Source organism: Thermosipho africanus Ob7, assembly GCF_003351105.1.
Lineage (GTDB): Bacteria > Thermotogota > Thermotogae > Thermotogales > Fervidobacteriaceae > Thermosipho > Thermosipho africanus.
Genome location: NZ_NKRG01000007.1, coordinates 1 through 20,141, shown reverse-complemented (window position 1 = coordinate 20,141; position 20,141 = coordinate 1). Strand labels below are relative to the sequence as shown.

Annotated in this window: 20 protein-coding genes and 1 tRNA gene; 5 read left to right on the top strand and 16 right to left on the bottom strand. The window is 31.9% G+C overall.

Annotation, left to right across the window (positions count from 1 at the left end; genetic code table 11):
- The 16 genes from OB7_RS07805 to OB7_RS07730 all read right to left on the bottom strand — a co-directional run bounded on the left by OB7_RS07805 (position 1) and on the right by OB7_RS07730 (position 15,374).
- Positions 1-918, bottom strand: a complete 918-nt coding sequence (locus OB7_RS07805; protein ID WP_114702962.1) for an ABC transporter ATP-binding protein — start codon at positions 916-918, stop codon at positions 1-3.
- Positions 911-1,867, bottom strand: a complete 957-nt coding sequence (locus tag OB7_RS07800; protein WP_114702961.1) for an ABC transporter ATP-binding protein — start codon at positions 1,865-1,867, stop codon at positions 911-913. Before OB7_RS07800 ends, OB7_RS07805 begins: the two co-directional genes overlap by 8 nt.
- 22 nt (positions 1,868-1,889) lie before the next feature.
- Positions 1,890-2,732 (bottom strand): ABC transporter permease, encoded by an 843-nt coding sequence (locus OB7_RS07795; RefSeq protein ID WP_114702960.1) that lies wholly within the window; start codon positions 2,730-2,732, stop codon positions 1,890-1,892.
- Positions 2,732-3,721: an ABC transporter permease gene (locus OB7_RS07790; protein ID WP_004100322.1), complete on the bottom strand. Its 990-nt coding sequence runs from the start codon at positions 3,719-3,721 to the stop codon at positions 2,732-2,734. The genes OB7_RS07795 and OB7_RS07790 overlap by 1 nt, the downstream gene beginning before the upstream one ends.
- 18 nt (positions 3,722-3,739) lie before the next feature.
- Positions 3,740-5,422 carry an ABC transporter substrate-binding protein gene (locus OB7_RS07785; RefSeq protein ID WP_114702959.1) on the bottom strand — a complete coding sequence of 561 codons (1,683 nt, stop codon included), beginning with the start codon at positions 5,420-5,422 and terminating at the stop codon, positions 3,740-3,742.
- A gap of 230 nt (positions 5,423-5,652) precedes the next feature.
- Positions 5,653-6,201 (bottom strand): hypothetical protein, encoded by a 549-nt coding sequence (locus OB7_RS07780; protein ID WP_249031066.1) that lies wholly within the window; start codon positions 6,199-6,201, stop codon positions 5,653-5,655.
- Entirely contained in the window at positions 6,194-8,101 is a 1,908-nt protein-coding gene (locus OB7_RS07775; RefSeq protein WP_114702957.1) for a transglycosylase domain-containing protein, read from the bottom strand. Before OB7_RS07775 ends, OB7_RS07780 begins: the two co-directional genes overlap by 8 nt.
- A gap of 3 nt (positions 8,102-8,104) precedes the next feature.
- Entirely contained in the window at positions 8,105-8,680 is a 576-nt protein-coding gene (locus tag OB7_RS07770) for an MBL fold metallo-hydrolase (protein ID WP_114702956.1), read from the bottom strand.
- Entirely contained in the window at positions 8,661-9,557 is an 897-nt protein-coding gene (locus OB7_RS07765) for a FecR domain-containing protein (RefSeq protein ID WP_114702955.1), read from the bottom strand. The genes OB7_RS07770 and OB7_RS07765 overlap by 20 nt, the downstream gene beginning before the upstream one ends.
- A 5-nt stretch (positions 9,558-9,562) precedes the next feature.
- Complete coding sequence (locus tag OB7_RS07760; RefSeq protein WP_249031065.1) at positions 9,563-10,252, bottom strand: 2-phosphosulfolactate phosphatase; 690 nt, start codon at positions 10,250-10,252, stop codon at positions 9,563-9,565.
- Positions 10,253-10,294: 42 nt separating this feature from the next.
- A complete protein-coding gene (gene aspC / locus OB7_RS07755; RefSeq protein WP_114702953.1) occupies positions 10,295-11,416 on the bottom strand; it encodes an aspartate aminotransferase in 1,122 nt (373 codons plus the stop codon).
- Positions 11,417-11,429: 13 nt separating this feature from the next.
- Positions 11,430-12,407, bottom strand: coding sequence for a polysaccharide deacetylase family protein (locus tag OB7_RS07750; protein WP_004100298.1), 978 nt, complete (start codon positions 12,405-12,407; stop codon positions 11,430-11,432).
- 73 nt (positions 12,408-12,480) lie between these two features.
- A complete protein-coding gene (locus OB7_RS07745; protein ID WP_012579782.1) occupies positions 12,481-13,371 on the bottom strand; it encodes a tRNA dihydrouridine synthase in 891 nt (296 codons plus the stop codon).
- Complete coding sequence (nadD, locus tag OB7_RS07740) at positions 13,361-13,987, bottom strand: nicotinate (nicotinamide) nucleotide adenylyltransferase (RefSeq protein WP_012579781.1); 627 nt, start codon at positions 13,985-13,987, stop codon at positions 13,361-13,363. The genes OB7_RS07745 and nadD overlap by 11 nt, the downstream gene beginning before the upstream one ends.
- On the bottom strand, positions 13,938-15,242 hold the full coding sequence (obgE, locus tag OB7_RS07735; RefSeq protein WP_004100287.1) for a GTPase ObgE: 1,305 nt from the start codon (positions 15,240-15,242) through the stop codon (positions 13,938-13,940). Before obgE ends, nadD begins: the two co-directional genes overlap by 50 nt.
- A gap of 56 nt (positions 15,243-15,298) precedes the next feature.
- Positions 15,299-15,374, bottom strand: a tRNA-Thr gene (locus tag OB7_RS07730).
- A gap of 268 nt (positions 15,375-15,642) precedes the next feature.
- Here OB7_RS07730 and OB7_RS07725 point away from each other — a divergent pair.
- The 5 genes from OB7_RS07725 to OB7_RS07705 are packed head-to-tail and all read left to right on the top strand — an operon-like array spanning position 15,643 to position 19,843.
- Positions 15,643-16,017, top strand: coding sequence for a DUF2089 domain-containing protein (locus OB7_RS07725; protein ID WP_012579780.1), 375 nt, complete (start codon positions 15,643-15,645; stop codon positions 16,015-16,017).
- Positions 16,010-16,912 carry an SHOCT-like domain-containing protein gene (locus OB7_RS07720; RefSeq protein WP_114702952.1) on the top strand — a complete coding sequence of 301 codons (903 nt, stop codon included), beginning with the start codon at positions 16,010-16,012 and terminating at the stop codon, positions 16,910-16,912. The genes OB7_RS07725 and OB7_RS07720 overlap by 8 nt, the downstream gene beginning before the upstream one ends.
- Positions 16,887-18,179 (top strand): MFS transporter, encoded by a 1,293-nt coding sequence (locus OB7_RS07715; protein ID WP_114702951.1) that lies wholly within the window; start codon positions 16,887-16,889, stop codon positions 18,177-18,179. Before OB7_RS07720 ends, OB7_RS07715 begins: the two co-directional genes overlap by 26 nt.
- Positions 18,166-19,101: an ABC transporter ATP-binding protein gene (locus OB7_RS07710; protein WP_004100270.1), complete on the top strand. Its 936-nt coding sequence runs from the start codon at positions 18,166-18,168 to the stop codon at positions 19,099-19,101. Before OB7_RS07715 ends, OB7_RS07710 begins: the two co-directional genes overlap by 14 nt.
- Positions 19,088-19,843, top strand: a complete 756-nt coding sequence (locus OB7_RS07705) for a hypothetical protein (RefSeq protein ID WP_004100267.1) — start codon at positions 19,088-19,090, stop codon at positions 19,841-19,843. Before OB7_RS07710 ends, OB7_RS07705 begins: the two co-directional genes overlap by 14 nt.
- The last annotated feature ends 298 nt before the right edge of the window (positions 19,844-20,141 follow it).

Here is a 20,141-nt window from a genome sequence, read left to right as displayed (position 1 = left end):
CTATTTTTTTACACAAGCAACGTAGTGTTCTTCTTCAACCTTTTTTAGCTGAACATTTTTACATTCTTTATCCGCCAAAGGACATCTATCGTAAAATTTGCAGTATCCTGGAGGAGTTCGTCTACTTTCTGCAATGAGTTCTTCCTTTGTCCATTTCTTATTCATAGTTGGAACTGAATTCATCAACATTATAGTGTAAGGATGTACTGGATTATTAAAAACCTTTTCCGTATCACCATATTCCATTATTGATCCTCTGTATAAAATTATTGTTTTATCACTTGTATAATATCCAAGTGATAAATCATGAGTTATAAATAATACCGAAAGTCCCTTTTCCTTTAAATCAATCAAAATATTTAATATATCTATCCTTGTTGAAGCATCAAGCATACTTATAATTTCATCAGCAACCAAAAACTTTGTTTCCATTAATAGAGTACGAGCAATTAATAATCTTTGAAGTTGTCCTCCACTTAATTGATGTGGAAATTTACCAAGAATTTCTTTTGGATTTAATCCTACTTCTGATATGACCTTTTCTACTTTTTCATTCCATTTATCTTTGTCAGTTTTTGGATAAAACTCTTCTCTTACCATATCAAAAATTCTGTTGATCTTAAATATAGGATTGTACGAACTAAACGGATCCTGAAAAACTCCCTGCACATACCTATAGTATTCTTTGTTTTTAAGATTTTTAATATTCTTTCCTTGGAAAAGAATCTCACCAGACGTTGGTTTTATAAGTTTTAATATCAACTTTCCTATAGTTGTCTTTCCACTTCCGCTTTCTCCTATCAAAGAAACTATTTGATTGTCATCTATTTTAAAAGAAACGTTATCAACCGCATAAAACTTTTCTTTACCAAACGAACCAATGTTATAGGCTTTTGTCAAGTTTGTAACTTCAATCATTTTTATTCACCTTCCAACAGTAAGCAATATGATTATCTTCTACTTGAACTTTAGGTGGTTCATTATCACATTGACTCGAATAAAATGGACATCTATCTTTAAATCTACAACCCTTTGGAGGATTTAAAAGTTGTGGAGGTCTTCCTGGTATTCCTTTTAATCTTGTATCTGTATATCTGATTCCAACCTCCGGAAGTGAAGAAAGAAGCATTTTGGTATAAGGATGTACAGGATTTTCTATTATTTGCTGTGTGGTACCTATTTCGGCAACTTTTCCTGCGTACATTACCATTATTCTATCAGCAATTTGATATAAGACTGACAGATCATGAGTTACAAAGATTAATGATTTTACAATCCCTTCATCTTTGAAACCTTTAATCATTAAACAAACGGATTTTTGTGAAGATACATCCAAAGCTGAAGTTACCTCATCTGCTATTAACAATGAGGGATTAAGTAACGTGCTTATAACCATTACCAATCTTTGCTTCATACCTCCTGAAAGTTCAATAGGATACATTTTTAAAACTCTTTCTGGAAGATTTACAAATTTTAACCTCTCTATTAATCTATCATGTATACTGTCGTAGTTTATACCTTTACTCTTTAATACTTCTTTTATATAAACACCTATTTTTCTTGTTGGGTTTAAAGCATCCATTGCATACTGAGGAATTATTGATAATCGTTTATACCTAAAATCATTCATCTTTTCAAAATCGTTTATTGGTAAAAGTTCATTATCTAAAATTACGTTTCCTCCAAAATAGTTTAAAGGAGGTTTTAAAAGTATAAGGCCATTTACTAAAGTTGATTTACCACAACCTGATTCACCAGCAAGTCCCAAAATTTCATTGTCTTTAAGATCAAAACTAACGTCATCAACAGCCTTAACATAGCCTTTTAGTGTTTTATAGTACAATTTCAAACCGTTAACGGCAAGCATTCTCTATACCAACTCTTTTTGCTTACATTTCTCTTAATTTTGGATTAAATACTTCATCTAGCCCTGTATTCATAAAGTACAAAGCACCTACAATGAGGGTTATAACCAATCCAGGTGGAATTGCCCACCACCACATTCCAAGCTGAATTGCATTCCATAGAACTGCATTTTGCATCATTAATCCTAAAGATATTCCTTGAGTTGGGCCAAGACCAATAAAATCAAGACCAACAGCTGCAAGGATAGCACCACCAAATTGTAATATAAATACCATAAAAACATATGAAAGCATATTTGGAAGTATTTCATAAATGATTATTTTTAAATGAGATCTTCCTGTAATTCTGGCAAGATTTACAAATTCCCTCATTTTCAACGACAATGTCTGAGATCTTACGGCCCTTGCAGTCCAAGGCCATGCAGTAAGACCTATTATTACACTCTGTATAAAGACTCCTCTATATGGTAAATAAGATGCAACTATAATTAATAGAGCAAGAGTTGGAATAACGAGTAATATGTTAGTAAACATCATTAAAATTTCATCAATAATTCCGCCTTCGTATCCTGCAAAAAAACCTACAATTAGCCCCACAAAAGTTGCAAGTCCTCCACCAATCAAACCTACAAAAAATGAGCTTCTTAGACCAAATACAAGTTGGGTAAAAACATCTTGACCAAAGGTTGTTGTACCAAGCCAAAATTCTTTGCTTGGAGGTTGGTATCCCATACCAACATATTCTAGTGGATCTTTATATTTTGATATATAGGGACCAAAAATTGCAAGCAAGAGGAAAAATAAAACAATTGAAAGCCCAATATTTAATTTTTTATTCCTAAATGCAAAAAACATTATTTCCCTCATTATGCTTCACCACCGTAAGAATATCTAATTCTTGGATCAAGAATCATATACACAAGATCGACCGTGAAATTTGCAACAAGAACACCAATGATTATAAATAAGAAACATCCTTGAATTAGGAAATAATCTTGGTTTAAGATTGCTTGCGTTAATATATATCCAACTCCTGGGTAAGAAAATACAACTTCAGTTGCCACTTGTCCTGCAATTACTGTACCAAGTTGAAGTGCAAGACCAGTTACCTGAGGAAGTATTGCATTTCTAAAAGTGTATTTTTTTATAAGGCTTCTTTTAACTCCCATTGTTTCTAAAAACCTTACGTAATTGTTTTCAAGTTCGTAAATAACCATATTTCTCATACCAATAGCCCAACCACCTAATTGGACAATGAAAAGTGATAAAAATGGTAAAATCCAATGTTTTAAAAAGTCAGCTATAAAAGTCCAGGAAAAATGAGGTCTTAAGGAAAAGCTGTAAGCACCTGCAATAGGTACCCATCTTAAAACAACACCAAAAAAGTATGCAAGCAAAATACCAAGCCAAAGATATGGTGCACCAGTTAAGAAATACATTACTGGTAACATAAATGAATCAAACTTTTTTCTTCTTGCAGCAAATGCACCAAGATTATTTCCTATAATCCAGCTTATTAAAATTGAAGGAATTAGTAATCCCAAGGAATATGGTAATGCGCTTTTTAAAACATCAAGTACAGGTTTTGGATAAAGATAAATGCTAATTCCTAAATCACCTTTAAAGAAGGCTATCCAAAAATTCACATACTGAGTCCATAGTGGTTGATCAAGGCCAAAAGCTTTTGTAAGATAACTGTACATAACTTTTGCTGCATCAGGAAGACCGGAAAACCTTGAAACAAGAACGAGTATGGGATTCCCAGGCATCAGCCTGGGAATCAACCAATCTATAGTTACAGCGAAAATGAAAGTAAGAATGTAAATGATTATCTTATTTCTCAAGTATTTTTTCATCTGATACACCTCTTAGAATTATTTATTATCAAGCCCTAATAACATCATAACTCCACCAGTTTGCCATCTTCCTGCCCAAGTGACTGGATAGGCATATGGATTCTTTTCGCTTGGCCAATTCTTCCATACCTGAGTACTTGCTTGGAACCAAAGACCATTAAACCAAAGTGGAATTGCTGGCATTTCATTAAGGAATATAGTTGCTATTTTTTCTGTAATTTCCTTGTTTGCTTGGATATCATCCATTGGTGTCATATTCATTTGTGTAATAAGATCAAACAATTCTTGATTTACATATCTTCCAAAGTTTCCATTGTACATGTATTTATCTATATTTGAATTGAACAACCAGTTATACATAGTCCATGGAGTTGCAGTCAAATTACTATTGAAGTTATTTATAGCCATATCAAATTTTCCACTTGTTAAATCTTCCCAATACTTACTGTAATCTGGGAATTTTGCTTCAGCATTTATACCAATTTCTCTAAATTGTGCTGCAATTATCTTTATAGATTCCATCCAGTCTGTCCAACCAAATGGAACAATTATATCAAATTTAAATGGCTTTCCATCTGGAGTTTCCCTGAATCCATCATTATTTACATCTTTGTATCCTGCTTCATCAAGTAATTTTTTAGCCATTTCTTTATCAGGCCTGAATCCATATTTTTTTACTGCATTTTCTGGATAGAACTTCATCCAACCTTTAACTGGTAAGAATCCAACAGGATTTGATGTAAGAACTTGCCCTTCAAATACTTTTTCTGATATAACTGCTGGATTTATTGCAAATGCAAGTGCTCTTCTTAGTTTTGGATCATCAAGTGGTTTTTTCGTTGTGTTTAAGAATAAGAAAGCTGTATTGTCTGAAAGCATATATGGTTTATTATCGTACCATGTATGTACTGTGCTGTACATTTTCTTCAAGGTTGGGATACCTGGAAGGAAGAAGTTTGAGATATCAAGTTCACCTTTCATTATCATTCCAAGTGCTACATTATTACTCAAAACTCTTAGATATACAACTCTTTTTGGTTTTGGTTTTCCAAATACATCAATTCCCCACCAATCTTCATTTCTAAGGTAAACCATTCTATCATCACTGTAAGTCTCAAATAGGTAAGGACCTGTTCCGATTGATTTCTCATTTGAACCACTTAATATTTCTTCTTTTGTGCGATTTGCCCAAATGTGTTCAGGAATGATAGGAAGTTGATAAAGTTGGTAGGTCCATTCATGGTATCTTGGAGAATCAAATGTGAAAACAACTGTGTAAGGATCAGGAGTTTCTACTTTTGAAAGCCAAGTCCATATTGAGCTGTAGGAAATTTCAGAGTATTTTTTTGCAATTTCGAATGTAAATTTCACATCTTTTGAAGTGAATGGATAACCATCGTGCCATCTTACGCCTTTTCTAATTTTGATTTCATAGGTATTACTTGATGTCCATTTTCCGCTTTCAGCAAGCCAAGGAATCATTTCGTCTTTTAAAGGATCATATGCAAAAAGTGTTTCATAAATCAAACCAACAGTTCCTGTTACAGCATTCCATGGAGTAATTGGGTTCCAGTTTGATGGTGGCGCCCAAAGACCTCCTCCAGCATACAATGTTTCATCCCTTTTGTAAACAACATCATCTGCAAAAACGACTAATGCAAATACTGACAAAATTACCAAAAGTGTGAAAATCTTTTTCATACTACCCCCTCCTTTTAAAGTATAAATATAGGCTTAAAATACTTGCTACACAAGACTACATTTGAATTATACCAATGTAAATGTTTACAATTATAATCCTGTAAAATCTGAAATGTTAAGATAGTATAAAGAAAAATAAAAAATTTAAAAGTTAAAACATAAAAAGCCATATATTTTAAAAAAATAGAGCATCCTAGATTGGATGCTCTAAATTAAGTAATATTTACTTTCTATATGAACCTATCTTTATAACTTAAAACTTCCACGTATTTATAATTTGTTGAAAGCGCCTTTAAAACTTCAAACATTTCCCCCTCAGGATATTTTGTTAAAACAAATGTTGAGTCTTCAAGATAAACTTTTGGTAAAACCTTTACTATATCAATAAATCCATACTCTTCTGGAAAGACCTTTTCTTGTTCTATGGGTTCCTTACATTCTTGAACGTTTTCCTGACCGATTAGTTTAACAAGTGGAATATTGTATGTTTTAGAATAAAGTTCTTTGAATGCTGCATCTATTGCAAAGATAACCTTTGGATGATTTGGAAAATACTTTTCAAGTTTATATGGAATTTCAAATGCATCTTCTATATTAGCTTTTTCTACAATATATCTGTATTCTTCAATAGCTCCCATTATCGTTTTATAATTTTCTCCTTTTGATCTTTCAGGTATGATTGCTCCTTTCCCAATATTCTTGTCATCTGTAATTTCTATTACTACATACTCTCCAAAATCTGCTTTTTTAAGACTATAAAAGAACTTCAACTTAACCACCTCCAAGCATATTCCATAAAGTTATTGTAATCTCTTGAGAAACCGTATTCATGTATGAAAGAAATTCAAGAAGTGAATCTTCATCAAAAGTTTTTAAGATATCTGCAAGCTCTTCAATTGTCAGAGTGCCTTCTTTTATCATGTTGTATAGGTATTCATAGTCAATGTATTTCATAGGATCATTTCTAATTACATTTAATTTTCTATATGTTGAGCTTATTACAAAAGGAGTTTTCCCTATATCTGTATTTAATGCAATTTTACGCCAGATAGGTGCAACATCTCTTCCACCAAGTAGATCTTTTCCATTCTGTGAAATAATCATCATTTTTTCGCCATCTGCACCCATAAACCATGCAAATTGTTCCGCCGTACCAGTTTTCCCCGCAATTTCCCTACCATCTATGTATGCTCTAACACCTGTTCCATATTTTACGACATCTTTGAGTAGATTAATCATCAAATAACTTGCTTCCATAGTGCTCCTTTTTGAGGAAGGAATTACATTAACTATTCTCGGACTTGCTTTGTACTGTACAATACCATTGTAGTTAATAACTTCGTCTACAATGTGAGGCTTTACAACAACCCCACTGTTAAATATTCCAGAAAAGCCCTTTGCAATTTCCTCATGCGATGTTTCAATTGTTCCAAGTGCAAGTGTTAAATCCTCTGGATAATAACCATCTATTTTTAGCTTGTTTTTCAAAAAATCACGCACAACAATATCACCAAGCATTAAATACAGATTAACTGATGGTATATTTCTTGAATGAATAAGTGCTTGCTTGAGAGTAGTTTGACCGTAATAATTTTTTTCAAAATTTTTTGGAGTCCAATCTCCTATTTTAATAGGTAAATCAAAAAGTTTAGAGTCTGGATTAAAACCTTCTAGTAAAGCTTTGTAATAATAAAATGGCTTAACTAAAGAACCTATTTGTCTTCTTCCATTATCAACACCTTTACCATAATATCCCAATATTTCTCCAGTTCTATAATTTAAAATTATTCCAGCATTGTTCTTACCTAAGTTTTTTTCAAGTAAAGCTTGATAGTCTTTGTCGAGTGTGGTTTTAACAGTGAAACCCTTTCTAAGTGTATCAAGTGAAAAACCTATTTCTTCTAGTTCACTTATAACTCTCCAAAAGACTTCTTCAATGTACTTTGATTCGATTACGTTGTATGAGCGTACATTTGGAAGCATTTTAGCATATTTTTCATAATCACTCGTTGAAATTACTCCTTCATTCAATAACCTTTTTAGGACTATTTCCGCTCTTTTATATCTTCCCTTTAAATCTTGAGGATTGAAATTTTCAGGAGATTTTACAGTATTGACTAACAGGGCAATCTCTGCAAGATTAAGATCTTTTGGATCTTTATTAAAATAATACTTTGCGGCTGTACCGAAACCATATATTCCATTTCCCATATAAGCACTGTTGAGATATAATTCAAGTAATTCTTCCTTTGTTCTTATCTTTTCTAGATAAATTGCTATAAATATTTCCTTTATTTTTCTTTCAATTGTTCTTGCTTGTGTTAAATATAAACTTCTTGCAAGCTGTTGAGTCAGTGTGCTCCCACCCTGGACATCTTTTTTTACAACGGTATAAAAGATCCCCCTTAGCATTCCAAAGATATCTATACCTGGATGATTGAAAAAGTCTTCATCTTCAGAAATTATGAGCGCAGTGATGAGTTTTTCTGGATATTCATCTAGATTGTACCAGTAGGCTCTTGGAAAATAAAAAGGTGTTCCATCTGCATACTCTATAATAAGGCTGGATGGAATTTTAGTTTCTGGCTCAGGAAGATTCTTAGTGATATTTGTGTATAAAAAAAGCAGTGAAAAAAACACTAGTGAAAAACCTATTAAGAAAGCTATAACGTATCTCATTTACTACCTCGTTTTAAAGTATGGATTTATTTTAAAAAGAGTTTTAATGGTACATTGCTCATTATGACCAGGTAGAATTTTTAAATTTTTGTCCATCTTAGAAAATCTTTCGTTCAAAGTTTTCAACGTTTCTATCATTTTTTCTCTTGAGCCTGAAAGATCAACTCTACCTATTGTACTACAAAAAACCGTATCTCCTGTAAAAATTAGATCATCAATTATAATTATCCTCGATCCCATCGTATGTCCTGGCGCTTTAATAGTTTCAAAATGTTCGTCTATATCTTCAACATCGCCATTAAAAGAAAAACCCTGACCAAACAACTGTGAAAAATTTAAAGATGGATTAGTTAACATTTCTTTATCTTCTTTAGAAATAAAGATTTTTTTAACATTTAATTCAGAAAGTCCCATAATGTGATCAAAATGTCCATGGGTTAAAAGAACATATACTTCTTTGTCAGATACAAATTTGCCAATACCAAATCCAGGATCTACAACGTAGGTCTTGCCCTCATTTTCAAAGACATATGTATTGGTCGCAAGAGCTCCAGAGGTTTTAAATACCTGGTAGTTCAATGTCCCACTCCTCCATTTGTTTGTCAATTTCCTCTTCTAAATCTTCAAATAGCTTGTCAAAAGTATCTATGTATGTTTCAAATTCTTCTTCAAAATCTTGTGGATTTTCAAACGTATTTCCAATTACCTTTACAAGTTTTTTTGCACCAAGACTTATTAGTCTATTTCCATTGAAAAGATAAACTGTTCCTTCAAAGACAAACCAGTTATTATCTTTGACTCCAAACCTTGTTCCACGAACACCTGCCGTTACAGAATCTTTCTTTATCTGAAACCTTGATTTTGACATTATAAACTTTAAAACATCTGCAATTACTTCGCCTTTTTCTACTTCCACTATAAAGTCAAAATCCTCATTATTGCTTCTACTTCTCAAAATTTTCACTGTGCTATTTGGTTTTACATATAACTTACCCCAATTTCCAGAAATTACTGCATACGAGTTATCAAGAGTTTTTAAGATGATACCTTCATATAATTTTTCCTTTTTTGAGACAGGACTCCAGTTTTGACCGTCTTTGGAAATTGCTACATTTCCACTGAATTCTTCCAGCGTTACAAATGTAGCATCTTGAGGAAAAGAAGGCTCAACTACTTTAAAGTTATAGTCAATAGTTTTATCATTTACCTTTAATTTTAAATAAGTATCCATTGGAACAATTGGCGCTATATACGTAATAGTTGCAATATCTTTAAAAGAAAGCTCATCAATTAAAATTTCCTCTGGTAAAACACCTCCTAGTACATCTATTACCGAAACTTTAAAATTTCCCTTGCTTAAAATTTTTATTGTAGTAGATTCTCCAGTAAACAATGTAAACGAATTTGAAAACAAAATTAAAGGTATTAAAGATAACAAGAATATAATTTTTTTCATATCCCCTACTCTCCTTTAATTACCTTATCACCATCGTAAATCACAACTGTGTTGAAAATGTCTAGTTGTTGTGAAAAGATAATGTCATCTTTAAAGCCATACGCTTTTAGTACACGAGAATGCTTTCCTGTAAAATTTGGCATTTTAATTGATTTCCAAAAATTTAGAGATATTAAAGCACTATCTGATAGTTCATATTCTTTAAATAACACTAATTTTTCAATAAATGCACCTGCTACCTGAGTATCTTCAAAGGACTCTTCACCGTCATTTCCCGAACATACAAATAGTATATCATCAAATTTTTTAATGTATTCAAGAGTTTTTGAAAAATTTACAAAGGCACCGAGAATTATATTTTTTGAATGCTCCCTTGCTTTTGCTAATGCTTTTGTACCGTTTGTGGTGGTTATAACCAATTTTTTATCTTTAACTACATCTTTTGTGTATTCAAGAGGCGAATTTCCAAGGTCAAAATCCTCTGGCTTTACCCCACCCCTTTCTCCACATAGTAAAAAACCATCATTTCTATAAATTCTTGCTTGTTCAACTGTTTCCACTGGAACTAAAAATTGTGCTCCATTTGAAATAGCAGTAATCATTGTTGTGGTAGCCCGCAAGACATCTATTACAACTATAGCTTGATAATCTTTAATTTTTGTCGGGACCAATCTTACATCTAACAAATTAATCACCTCAATGATATTCTACCACAAAAAATAAAGGGCCAATGGCCCTTATTCTAAAAACTCTTTTATTCTATTAAATGCTTCGTTTATGGCTTCTAGAGAGTTTGCAAAGGACATTCGGACAAAACCTGGGGCCATAAATGCGCTTCCAGGAACAAGTGCAACTAGTTTTTCTTCAAGCAACTTTTTACAAAACTCTTCATCATTTTCCATTGGAGATTTAAAGAAAAGGTAAAACGCACCGTTTGGTTTTACAAATTCAAGACCAATTTTTTGTGCCATTTCAATTGTAAAATCTCTTCTTTTTTTGAATTCTTCAAACATATATGAAGTATCAGCTTCTAGTGCAAAAGATGCTGCATATTGTGCAATTGAATTTACAGATGAAGTTGTATGAGCTTGAATTTTTGCTATTCTTTTGTATATTTTTTTGTTTTTTGTAGCAATATATCCAACTCTCCAACCTGTCATGGCATGAGATTTTGAAAATGCATTGATATATATAAGATATTCTGGGTCAACAAAATTTGCAATTGATGTATATTTTCCATCGTATACAAGAGAATCGTAAACATCATCTGCTAAAACAAAAATTTTATTTTTATTTGCAATTTCAGCAATCTTTCTTAATACCTCTTCTGGATAGATAACCCCGGTTGGATTATTCGGAGAGTTTATGATTATCGCCTTAGTTTTATCCGAAATCAATGCTTTTAATTCTTCTATGTTTGGAACAAAACCTTCTTCAAAAGTTGTATTTAAAACTTTTATACTTGCTCCAGCTAGCATTATCATTGGAGGATAACTTACCCAGTAAGGAGAAATCAATATAACTTCTTCATCTTTATCAACAGTAGATAAAACTGCATTAAAAAGTGCCTGTTTTCCTCCATTTGTTACAATTATCTCGTCTTTTGAAAAATTAAATCCTTTTTGTTGCATAATTTTTGAGATAGTTTCACGAAGTTGGACAATTCCTTTACTGTCGGTGTACCTTGTAAAATTAATATCTAATGCCTCATGTGCTTTTTGCTTTATAACATCAGGGGTTGGAAAATCTGGCTCACCAGCTGTTAGGTTGATAACATCCTTTCCTTCACTTTTTAATTTTGATGCAAGAGCATTTATTTCCAGTGTTTTAGATGACGATATTTCATCTATAATATTCACTTGAAAGACCTCCCTACTTTATGATTAAATAGTATCTTACATATTCTTTTCTATCTTTTCCTCTTGCACTTATCATCAAGCTGTTTATATCATTGTTTATTTCAAATGGACCTGCCTGAAGATATCCATCTTTAAAAGTACTTTCAACAATTCCTTTTTCTCTAATATACACAACTGGATTTGAATAAAAAGGATCCAATTTAGCTTTTACATAAAGCTTTCCATCTTTCCAAAAATATGGCTTTTCTTTCAAAATCAATGGCTGCCTACTTAAAACATATCGAACATGTGACTCTGTTGCCCAATCTTCAAGGAGCGCTTCTCTTGGTATTTCAAAAGGTGAAATTTGTTTGTTGTATGGACCAGAAAGCTGTATAAACGCAAGTCTAAAACCATATTTTTTTAATATTTCAATCATTTCTTCGTTATAGTATCCATACGGGTATGCATAATACTTTAGAGATGTATTCATTTTTTCTTGCCAAATTTTTTGACCCTTTACTAAATCATCCTCAAAGTATTTTTTAAAACTTTCTAGATCCATCTTTTTAAGCAGTAACGGAAATTTTTCGTGGGTTGTTGAATGATGACCAAATTCAACACCCCACTCCGCCATCTCTCTTATCATATCCCATGTTAAATATTCTTTTGAAACACCTACTCCTCCAAAATACAAAAACACAGAAAATGGTACATTATATTTTTTAAAAACAGGAAATGCCTTTGTATATGTTGTAACATATCCATCGTCTACAGTGAATATAACCGCATTTTCTTCTTCTTTGTTTCCATATACATAGTCTTCTAAATCTTTAAGCGTCCAAATTTTATACCCAAGCTTTTTGACAAGATTTATATGCATTTCAAGTTCACTTGTCCATGTATTTGTTGTAGGGTATCTTTCATCATCAAAGCGATGGTATATAAATATAACAATGTTTGAAAAAGAAATAAATGAAAATAATAACAGAAAAATGACTATTTTTTTCATATATTTTCACCTCACTAATATTTTATTATGATTTTCAACGCACTTCCAATTTAAAATCTTTAAGAATGAAACGCTAAAATGAAATAGATGTAAGATATTCTTCGAAAGCTTTCTTTAAAGTCTCCACGTCATTTATTTTCATGACTTTTGCTCTAAATTGTCTTGAATTTGGTAAATTTTTTGTATAACCTGCTACAAATTTTCTAAATTCTTGGGCAGCACGTTCTCCTATTTCACTGTAAAGAAGATCTATATGATACAAAATGATCTTTTTAATTTCAGACAATGAAGGGGGTTTATCATTAAATACCCATGGTTTTCCAATACTTGCTCTTGCTATCAATACTCCATCAGCTTTTGAAATTTCCATAGCACGTTTTGCATCAGAAAGTGAATGTATATCTCCGTTAATATAAAGTGGAATATAACCTTTGTTTTTTATATTCCACGTAGCCTTTCCAGAGTACATTTGTTTTGCGGTTCGACCGTGCACTGCGATCATATCGGCTCCAGCATCAACAACTGTGTCATATATTTTTTCAAATTCATCTTTTTCAAATCCTATCCTTACCTTAACTGAAACTTTACAACTTACAGCTGACTTTACTTGCATAATTATATTTTTTAACCTATTTAGATCTTTTAATAGGGCGCTACCAGCACCTTTTTTTACAACTTTTTTTACAGGGCACCCTGCATTTATATCTATCCACGCCCCCATATTTTCAAGCATTGAAGCAGCTTTCGCCATAACAAATGGGTCAGATCCAAAGATTTGGATTGCTACTTTGTCTTTCTCCTCAGGTTTTGGAAAATAATACTCGTTTATTTTTAAATTTCTAATTACACTTTCAGCACTTATCATCTCTGTGTATGCAAACTCTGCCCCAAATCCAAAGCAGAGCTTTCTAAAGCTCCAGTTAGTTACTCCGGCCATTGGAGCAAGACCAATTTTACCTATCACCGTATACCTCCTCGACTAATTCAATAATGCTTTCTGGGACAAAACCATATATACTTTGTTTATTTTTAACCCTTTCCCTTACAATCGTTGATGAAATTTGAATAAGGGGAAGATCTAGTATATATATAGAATTTGAAAGTTCTTTTAGCACATTATTTGCCCTTTCATATAAAGTTTTGTCTTTGTATCTTGGATATACAAGCATCTTTACTTTTTTTAAAATATCTTCATATCTATACCATTTTTCAATAGAAAAAAGAGCATCTTCTCCGACCAAAAAGAAGATGCTTTCGTAATATTTTTCGTAATATTCTATAGTGTTAATTGCATAACTTATACCACCAAGCTTATTTTCAATATCACTTATTTCAACACCTTTTACCTTTTCAAATGCTTTCTTTGTTAAATAAAATCTTGTTTTAAAATCAACATCAACATGCTTGTGAGGAGGTGTTGAACTTGTTACAATATGCATATCTGCATATTTAAACATTTCTCTTACTAATTGTGCAATTATTATATGCCCATTGTGAGGAGGATTAAATGATCCTCCAAATATTACAAGACTATTCTTTGTATTCAAAAGCTCTTTGGGCAACCCAAACTGTATCGCCATCTTTTATCCCTGCCTCTTTTAATTTCTTTTCAAGACCATTTTTCTCTAGAAGTTCCATAAATTTTCTATAACCATCTTTTTGATTTAAATTCAACCTCTTAGCCCATTCTTCGACATAAGTGCCGGTAACAATAAAGTCATTGCCTTCTTTTATAATCTCAATATTGAACCTTTCAGGTAGTTCTTTCCAGAGAGGCTTTGGACGCTTAATTTGTTCGTTTACAACTTCCGATTGAGTATGGAATTTTTTACTTTCCTTAACTATTTCCGCAAGTTTGTAAACAATTTTTTCTATTCCTTCTCCTGTTATTATACTTGTAGGAAAAATTTGTTTTCCAGTCTCTTTTCTTAATTTTTCAAGTCTTTTTTCTAATTCCTCTTTGGATATGAGGTCTATTTTGTTGGCTATTATAATTTCTTCTTTTTGAGCAAGTTCACTGCTAAAATGTTCAAGTTCATTTCTAATGTCAAAGTAATCTTGGACAGGATCTCTTCCTTCCATTCCCGAAATATCTACGATATGCGCTATTACACTACATCTTTCAACATGTCTTAAAAACACATTTCCGAGCCCTGCTCCTTTACTTGCACCTTTTATAAGTCCTGGAATATCTGCAACTACAAACTGTAGTTCATTTACCGTTACAACACCAAGATTAGGTATCGTGGTTGTAAACGGATAATTTGCAATTTTTGGCCTTGCGTTGCTTATTTTTGATATAAATGAACTTTTCCCAACATTTGGATAGCCAACAAGTCCTACATCTGCAAGAAGTTTTAGTTCAAGAACTAACTTTCTCTCTTCTCCTTCAAAACCTCTTTCTGATATTTTTGGTGCTCTCATCGTAGAAGATTTAAAATGGACGTTTCCACGACCTCCTTTTCCTCCACGAGCTACACAGACAACCATTCCAGGCTTGTCAAGGTCTGCTATTATTTCCCCTGTTTCAAAGTCTTTCACAACAGTGCCAACTGGAACATCTATTACAACGTCTTTTCCATTTCTTCCATGCATTTTCTTTCCTTTTCCATTTTCACCATTCTCAGCAATGTATTTTTTCTTTTCTGATACACTTAAAAGAGTTGAAAGATTTGGATTAGCCTTTAAAAATACGTAGCCACCATTTCCACCGTCTCCACCATCAGGACCACCTTTTGGTACGTACTTTTCGTGTCTAAAACTTGCAGAACCATCTCCGCCTTTTCCACCTTTTACATATATAACTATTCTGTCAATAAAATCTGCCTTTTGCATTTATATCACCTCACAATTATTTTACCAAAACAAAAATTCCCCCTTCAACGGGGGAATGGAGCCAACGGCGGGACTCGAACCCGCAACCTACGCATTACGAATGCGCCGCTCTACCGGTTGAGCTACGTTGGCGCTATTACTCCTCATAGCAATTTTATCAAAAATACATTTATTGTCAATAAACTGCAATTTGCATTAAAATACATATATTTTTTAAATATTTCATATAATAATCAAATTTTTTTGCAATTTGACAAAAAATTTTGAAAAGAGTATAATAAATTTTGAAAAGAGGAAATAGAACAATAGGACATATCATTTGTATTAAAAAGCAAAAATTGCCGATTTAATTATTTTAAAATTTTGAATCGTTGTTCAAAATTTTTGGAGGTGAGAGTGAATGCTACCAAAATGTCCGGTTTGCGGAAAACCAATGAAGGTAACTCAACTAAAATGTGTGCATGATAATGTTACAGTTTCTGGAATGTTCACAGTTTCGCCACTTGCATTTTTGGAAGAAGAGGATATGAATTTTATAATTTTGTTCTTGAGAAGTAGAGGAAACTTAAAAGAAATGGAACGTGTAACAGGGATTGGATATTTTACCCTTCGTGGAAGACTTGAAAAGCTACTCGATAAAATGGGACTTAAACCAATAGGAGATTCTGAAGTTGATGATCAAGATGATGTTTTTGAAAAATTAAAGAAGAAATTGATTTCAGTGGAAGATGCTTTAAACATTATTAAGAGAAAAGGGGGAGAGAAAAATGAATGAAGAAATTAGAAAAGTTTTAGAAGCTCTTAAAAATGGAGAAATTACAACTGAAGAGGCAGAAGCACTTATTGAAGCAATAAAACAAAGAGAAGATTATAAAGATGAAAATTTTGAAAGTTCAGACGAAAATGTCGAGACAAAAGTAGGTGAAATAACAGTAATAGAAGAGGGAGAGGTTTTTGAAGGTGATATTAATATCGTAAATGGAGAAGCTGTTATAAAAGGAATTGTAAATGGTGATTGTTCGATTGTTATGGGAAAACTAACATTTTCTGGTGAAGTAAAAGGGGACATGAATATTGTTGGCTCAAGGGTAAAATGGAACGGGGGAGTTATAAACGGAAGTTTAAATATTGTAGCAAGTAAAGAAGAAGGTACTCCACCAAAAGTTAAGGGAGGACTTACAAGAGTAAACAATTTATTATTGAAGGGATTGTTTAAAGTATTTTTAAAACCATTTTTGTCAGGGTTTGAAATTAAAAATGGAAATTTTAAAAAGTCTAAAAAGACTCAAAAATTTGAAACATTGATTGTAGAAGAAGGTAAAGAATTTAAAACCGATGATGATATTGTAGCTGAAGAAGTAATAGTTAAAGGAAAATTAGCCTGTGGAAATCTAAAAGCAGATAAGATAAGAGCTATTGGAACCATTTCTTGTGGAAATATTGAAACAGAAGAATTAATAGTTGAAGGAACTGTGAAAACGGGAAACGTAAAGGCTGAGAATATAACAGTTTATCAGGATGGATCAATTAGTTCAGGAAATGTACATGCTGAAAATATAGAACTAAATGGAGTTATTTCATCAGGAAATGTTACATGCGAAGTTATCTGGGGAAATGGAAAATTGAATGCGGGGTGGCTTAACTGTGAGGAGAACAGACTCAACAAATAAACTTTTTACAAAGAATTTTTTGCTTTATATTGTTGGAAGATTAGTATCTTTAATAGGTTCAGGAATACAGATGATTGCAATTCCTTTGTATATTTTAGACGTTACAGGTTCAGGAGCTGCAATGGGAATATTTACTTTACTTAGTATTCTTCCAAGACTCTCGGTTGCCCCTTTTGCCGGGGTCTTGGGAGATAGGTTTAATAGAAAAAATATAATGGTTTTCACAGACTTTGTCCGCGGATTTTTAATACTTTTTCTTGCATTACTTTCATATACTAATAGTCTTAATATATTAATTTTATTTGTTATTCAGGCATTTGTTGCAGTTTTTGATGGCTTTTTTGGAGCTGCAACTACAGCCATGATCCCTGATATAGTTTCTGAGGATAAACTAAGATCAGCAAATTCTGTACTTGGTAGTGTTAATTCTTTTTCTATGATAATCGGACCAATTTTAGGTGGAATTATATATGGACTTTTTGGAATATTTGCTGTATTTTTAATTAACGGTACTTCATTTGTACTATCGGCAATTAGTGAAATGTTTATTGTATATAAAGTAAAATTTTCTAAAAGGTCTAAATTAAGTGTTTCTTCGTTTTTTAGTGAATTCAAGGAAGGCTTAACTTTCATTTTTAAAAATGAAGGATTAAAATATCTATTTACATTTGCAATGATAATTAACTTTTTAATGTCTCCATTATTCCAGGTAGTTGAGCCGTATGTTTTAAGGCAGATAGTAAAAATGAGTGCTCAACAATATGGTTTTGTGCAAACATTTTTTACAATTGGAATGCTTGCAGGAAACGTCTTTCTAATGTCCCTTTTAAAAAATGCAAAAAACAAAACTTTAATGATATCTGGAATATCTATTCAAAGTTTAGCAATTTTTGCATTTACAATATTGATTTTCCCAAACGTTCTTGTTAAATTTTCCATATGGAAATTTTTCTGGCTTACATCTATTATCTACTTTATAGTTGGTACATTTAATACTTTGGTAAATATCCCAATTTCAACAAATTTGCAACTCATGACCCCCTCTGAAATAAGGTCAAGAGTTTTTTCAACGCTTGAAATTTTTTCTCAGATTATGGTACCACTTGGTGCGGTCATATATGGATTTTTAATTGATGTTATGGCCGCACATATTCTTTTTTTGGTAGTTAACTTTTTAGCCCTAGCTATATCCATTGTTTTCTTTGTTATTGCACCACAACAGGTATATGAACCAAAAGCTGGGGGGGATTTTGATGCTGCAGGTTAAAAATCTTAAAAAGACCTATGTTTCAAAAGGGAAAAAAGTAGAAGCAATTAAAGGAATTAGTTTTGAGACTGAAAAGGGAGAAATCTTTGCAATTCTAGGACCAAACGGTGCGGGAAAGACTACAACTATAAAGTCGATATTAAGGCTTATAATTCCAGATGAAGGTGAAATCTATATAAACGGCATAGATGTTCACAAACATCCTTCACATGCACTAAAATATGTTTCTGCAGTTTTAGAAGGAAATAGAAATATTCATTGGAAGATGACAGTTTATGAAAACCTAAAATACTTTGGTCATATAAGAGGTTTAGGAGGAAAATACTTAAAAAGTAGAATTTCTGAAATTTTGGATTTTGTAGAGTTAACTGAAAAAAAGAACGAACTTGCTGGAAAACTTTCAAGAGGTATGCAACAAAGGTTAGCAATTGGAATAGCATTACTGCCTGATACTCCGCTAATTCTTTTAGATGAACCAACACTCGGCTTGGATGTTGAATCTTCATTAAAAGTAAGACAAATGCTTGAAAAACTTGCAAAAGATGGAAAGACCATACTCTTATCTACTCATGATATGCAACTTGTTGAAAAAGTGGCAAATCATGTGTTGATTATAAATAAAGGTAAGGTCGTTGTTAGTGATAAAAAAGAAAAACTTTTGGATGCTTTCAAGAAAAAAAGATTTAAAATAAGTTTTTTAAGCAATAATGGTTATAAAGAGCTTAAAAAATTCGGAACACTTGTCGAAGAAAACGGAGAAAAGATTTTAAACATTCAAATAGATAATATAGATCAATTATATGAAGTCCTTGAACACTTTAAGAGTAAAAACATTGAAATAAAGCGCCTTGAAAGTGTTATGGTGAACTTTGAAGAAGTTTTTGTAAATATTGTAAGAGGTGATGAAAATGGTCTATCTTAATGTGTTTAAAGGAACCGTTTTGAGGGTAATTTCGGAACTTAAAAGATATTATTTAAATACAATATCTTTTTTCACAATTATGACAATGCTGTTTTACTTTATGGTCTTGGGGGTTACAAAGTTTGGAAATCCTGCAAATTTAGGAGAAAGTATTCAAGCACTTGCAATAGGTTATATTGTATGGTTTACTTTTTTGGGAACCATTACAGATTTGTCGTGGACTATTATAAATGAAATGAGTATAGGATTAATTGAACAGGCATTTATTTCACCAGTTGGCCCTTCAACAATCTACCTTTTTTACCAATTTTCTAATTTTTTAATAATGATTCCTTTTGAATTTTTAATACTTATAGTTGTTTTTAAAATAGCCGGGATACCTTTAATTATACCAATGAGTTTTATAATCACTTTAATTTTGCTAATGCTTCAAGGTTATGGTATAGGTCTTATTTTAGCGGGTATAACTCTTAGATTCAAAAGAACTCAAGCATTACTAAATATAGCACAATTTGCTATTATAGGTCTTTTGCTAGGTGATTACAAAGGAATAGTAAAATATATTGTTCCAGCAAATGGTTATATGAAAATACTAAGTAATTTGATAGAAGGATCTTCTGTTAGATTTAATGATTGGATTTATATGATAACATCTTCTTTACTTTATATTTTTGTAGGAATTATCTTATTTAATTACTTTGCAGACGTAGTTAGAAAAAGAGGTGAAATTTCACAATATTAATAGCCATTTATTAATATAGTCAAGTTTTTGATTTAAGATTGGCAAAAATCAAAGACCCTGGCCAATGTAAAAAGTAAAAAAGGGCTACACTTGTTAAAATTGTTTTTGTACTAAACATCACCAACAAGGAGGTGTAGCCCAATAATATTCACTTCAATATTGTTTAACAACAAAAATTACTCAATAAATTTTCTAACATTGTCTTTGATAAATCTAAATGAGTGTATCTAAGAAAATATCTTTTTAGACAATACACTATAGATTGAAAAAATTATTAAAAAAAGTATAAAGCTCAAGA

What these genes read in the sequence shown, in the direction of transcription:
- OB7_RS07750 (WP_004100298.1), bottom strand. Translation starts at nt 12,407, where the DNA reads ATGAAAAAAATAGTCATTTTTCTGTTATTATTTTCATTTATTTCTTTT.
- OB7_RS07805 (WP_114702962.1), bottom strand. Translation starts at nt 918, where the DNA reads ATGATTGAAGTTACAAACTTGACAAAAGCCTATAACATTGGTTCGTTT.
- OB7_RS07790 (WP_004100322.1), bottom strand. Translation starts at nt 3,721, where the DNA reads ATGAAAAAATACTTGAGAAATAAGATAATCATTTACATTCTTACTTTC.
- OB7_RS07795 (WP_114702960.1), bottom strand. Translation starts at nt 2,732, where the DNA reads ATGAGGGAAATAATGTTTTTTGCATTTAGGAATAAAAAATTAAATATT.
- OB7_RS07765 (WP_114702955.1), bottom strand. Translation starts at nt 9,557, where the DNA reads ATGAAAAAAATTATATTCTTGTTATCTTTAATACCTTTAATTTTGTTT.
- OB7_RS07720 (WP_114702952.1), top strand. Translation starts at nt 16,010, where the DNA reads ATGAATGAAGAAATTAGAAAAGTTTTAGAAGCTCTTAAAAATGGAGAA.
- OB7_RS07725 (WP_012579780.1), top strand. Translation starts at nt 15,643, where the DNA reads ATGCTACCAAAATGTCCGGTTTGCGGAAAACCAATGAAGGTAACTCAA.
- OB7_RS07800 (WP_114702961.1), bottom strand. Translation starts at nt 1,867, where the DNA reads ATGCTTGCCGTTAACGGTTTGAAATTGTACTATAAAACACTAAAAGGC.
- OB7_RS07705 (WP_004100267.1), top strand. Translation starts at nt 19,088, where the DNA reads ATGGTCTATCTTAATGTGTTTAAAGGAACCGTTTTGAGGGTAATTTCG.
- OB7_RS07710 (WP_004100270.1), top strand. Translation starts at nt 18,166, where the DNA reads ATGCTGCAGGTTAAAAATCTTAAAAAGACCTATGTTTCAAAAGGGAAA.
- obgE (WP_004100287.1), bottom strand. Translation starts at nt 15,242, where the DNA reads ATGCAAAAGGCAGATTTTATTGACAGAATAGTTATATATGTAAAAGGT.
- OB7_RS07775 (WP_114702957.1), bottom strand. Translation starts at nt 8,101, where the DNA reads ATGAGATACGTTATAGCTTTCTTAATAGGTTTTTCACTAGTGTTTTTT.
- OB7_RS07785 (WP_114702959.1), bottom strand. Translation starts at nt 5,422, where the DNA reads ATGAAAAAGATTTTCACACTTTTGGTAATTTTGTCAGTATTTGCATTA.
- nadD (WP_012579781.1), bottom strand. Translation starts at nt 13,987, where the DNA reads ATGGCGATACAGTTTGGGTTGCCCAAAGAGCTTTTGAATACAAAGAAT.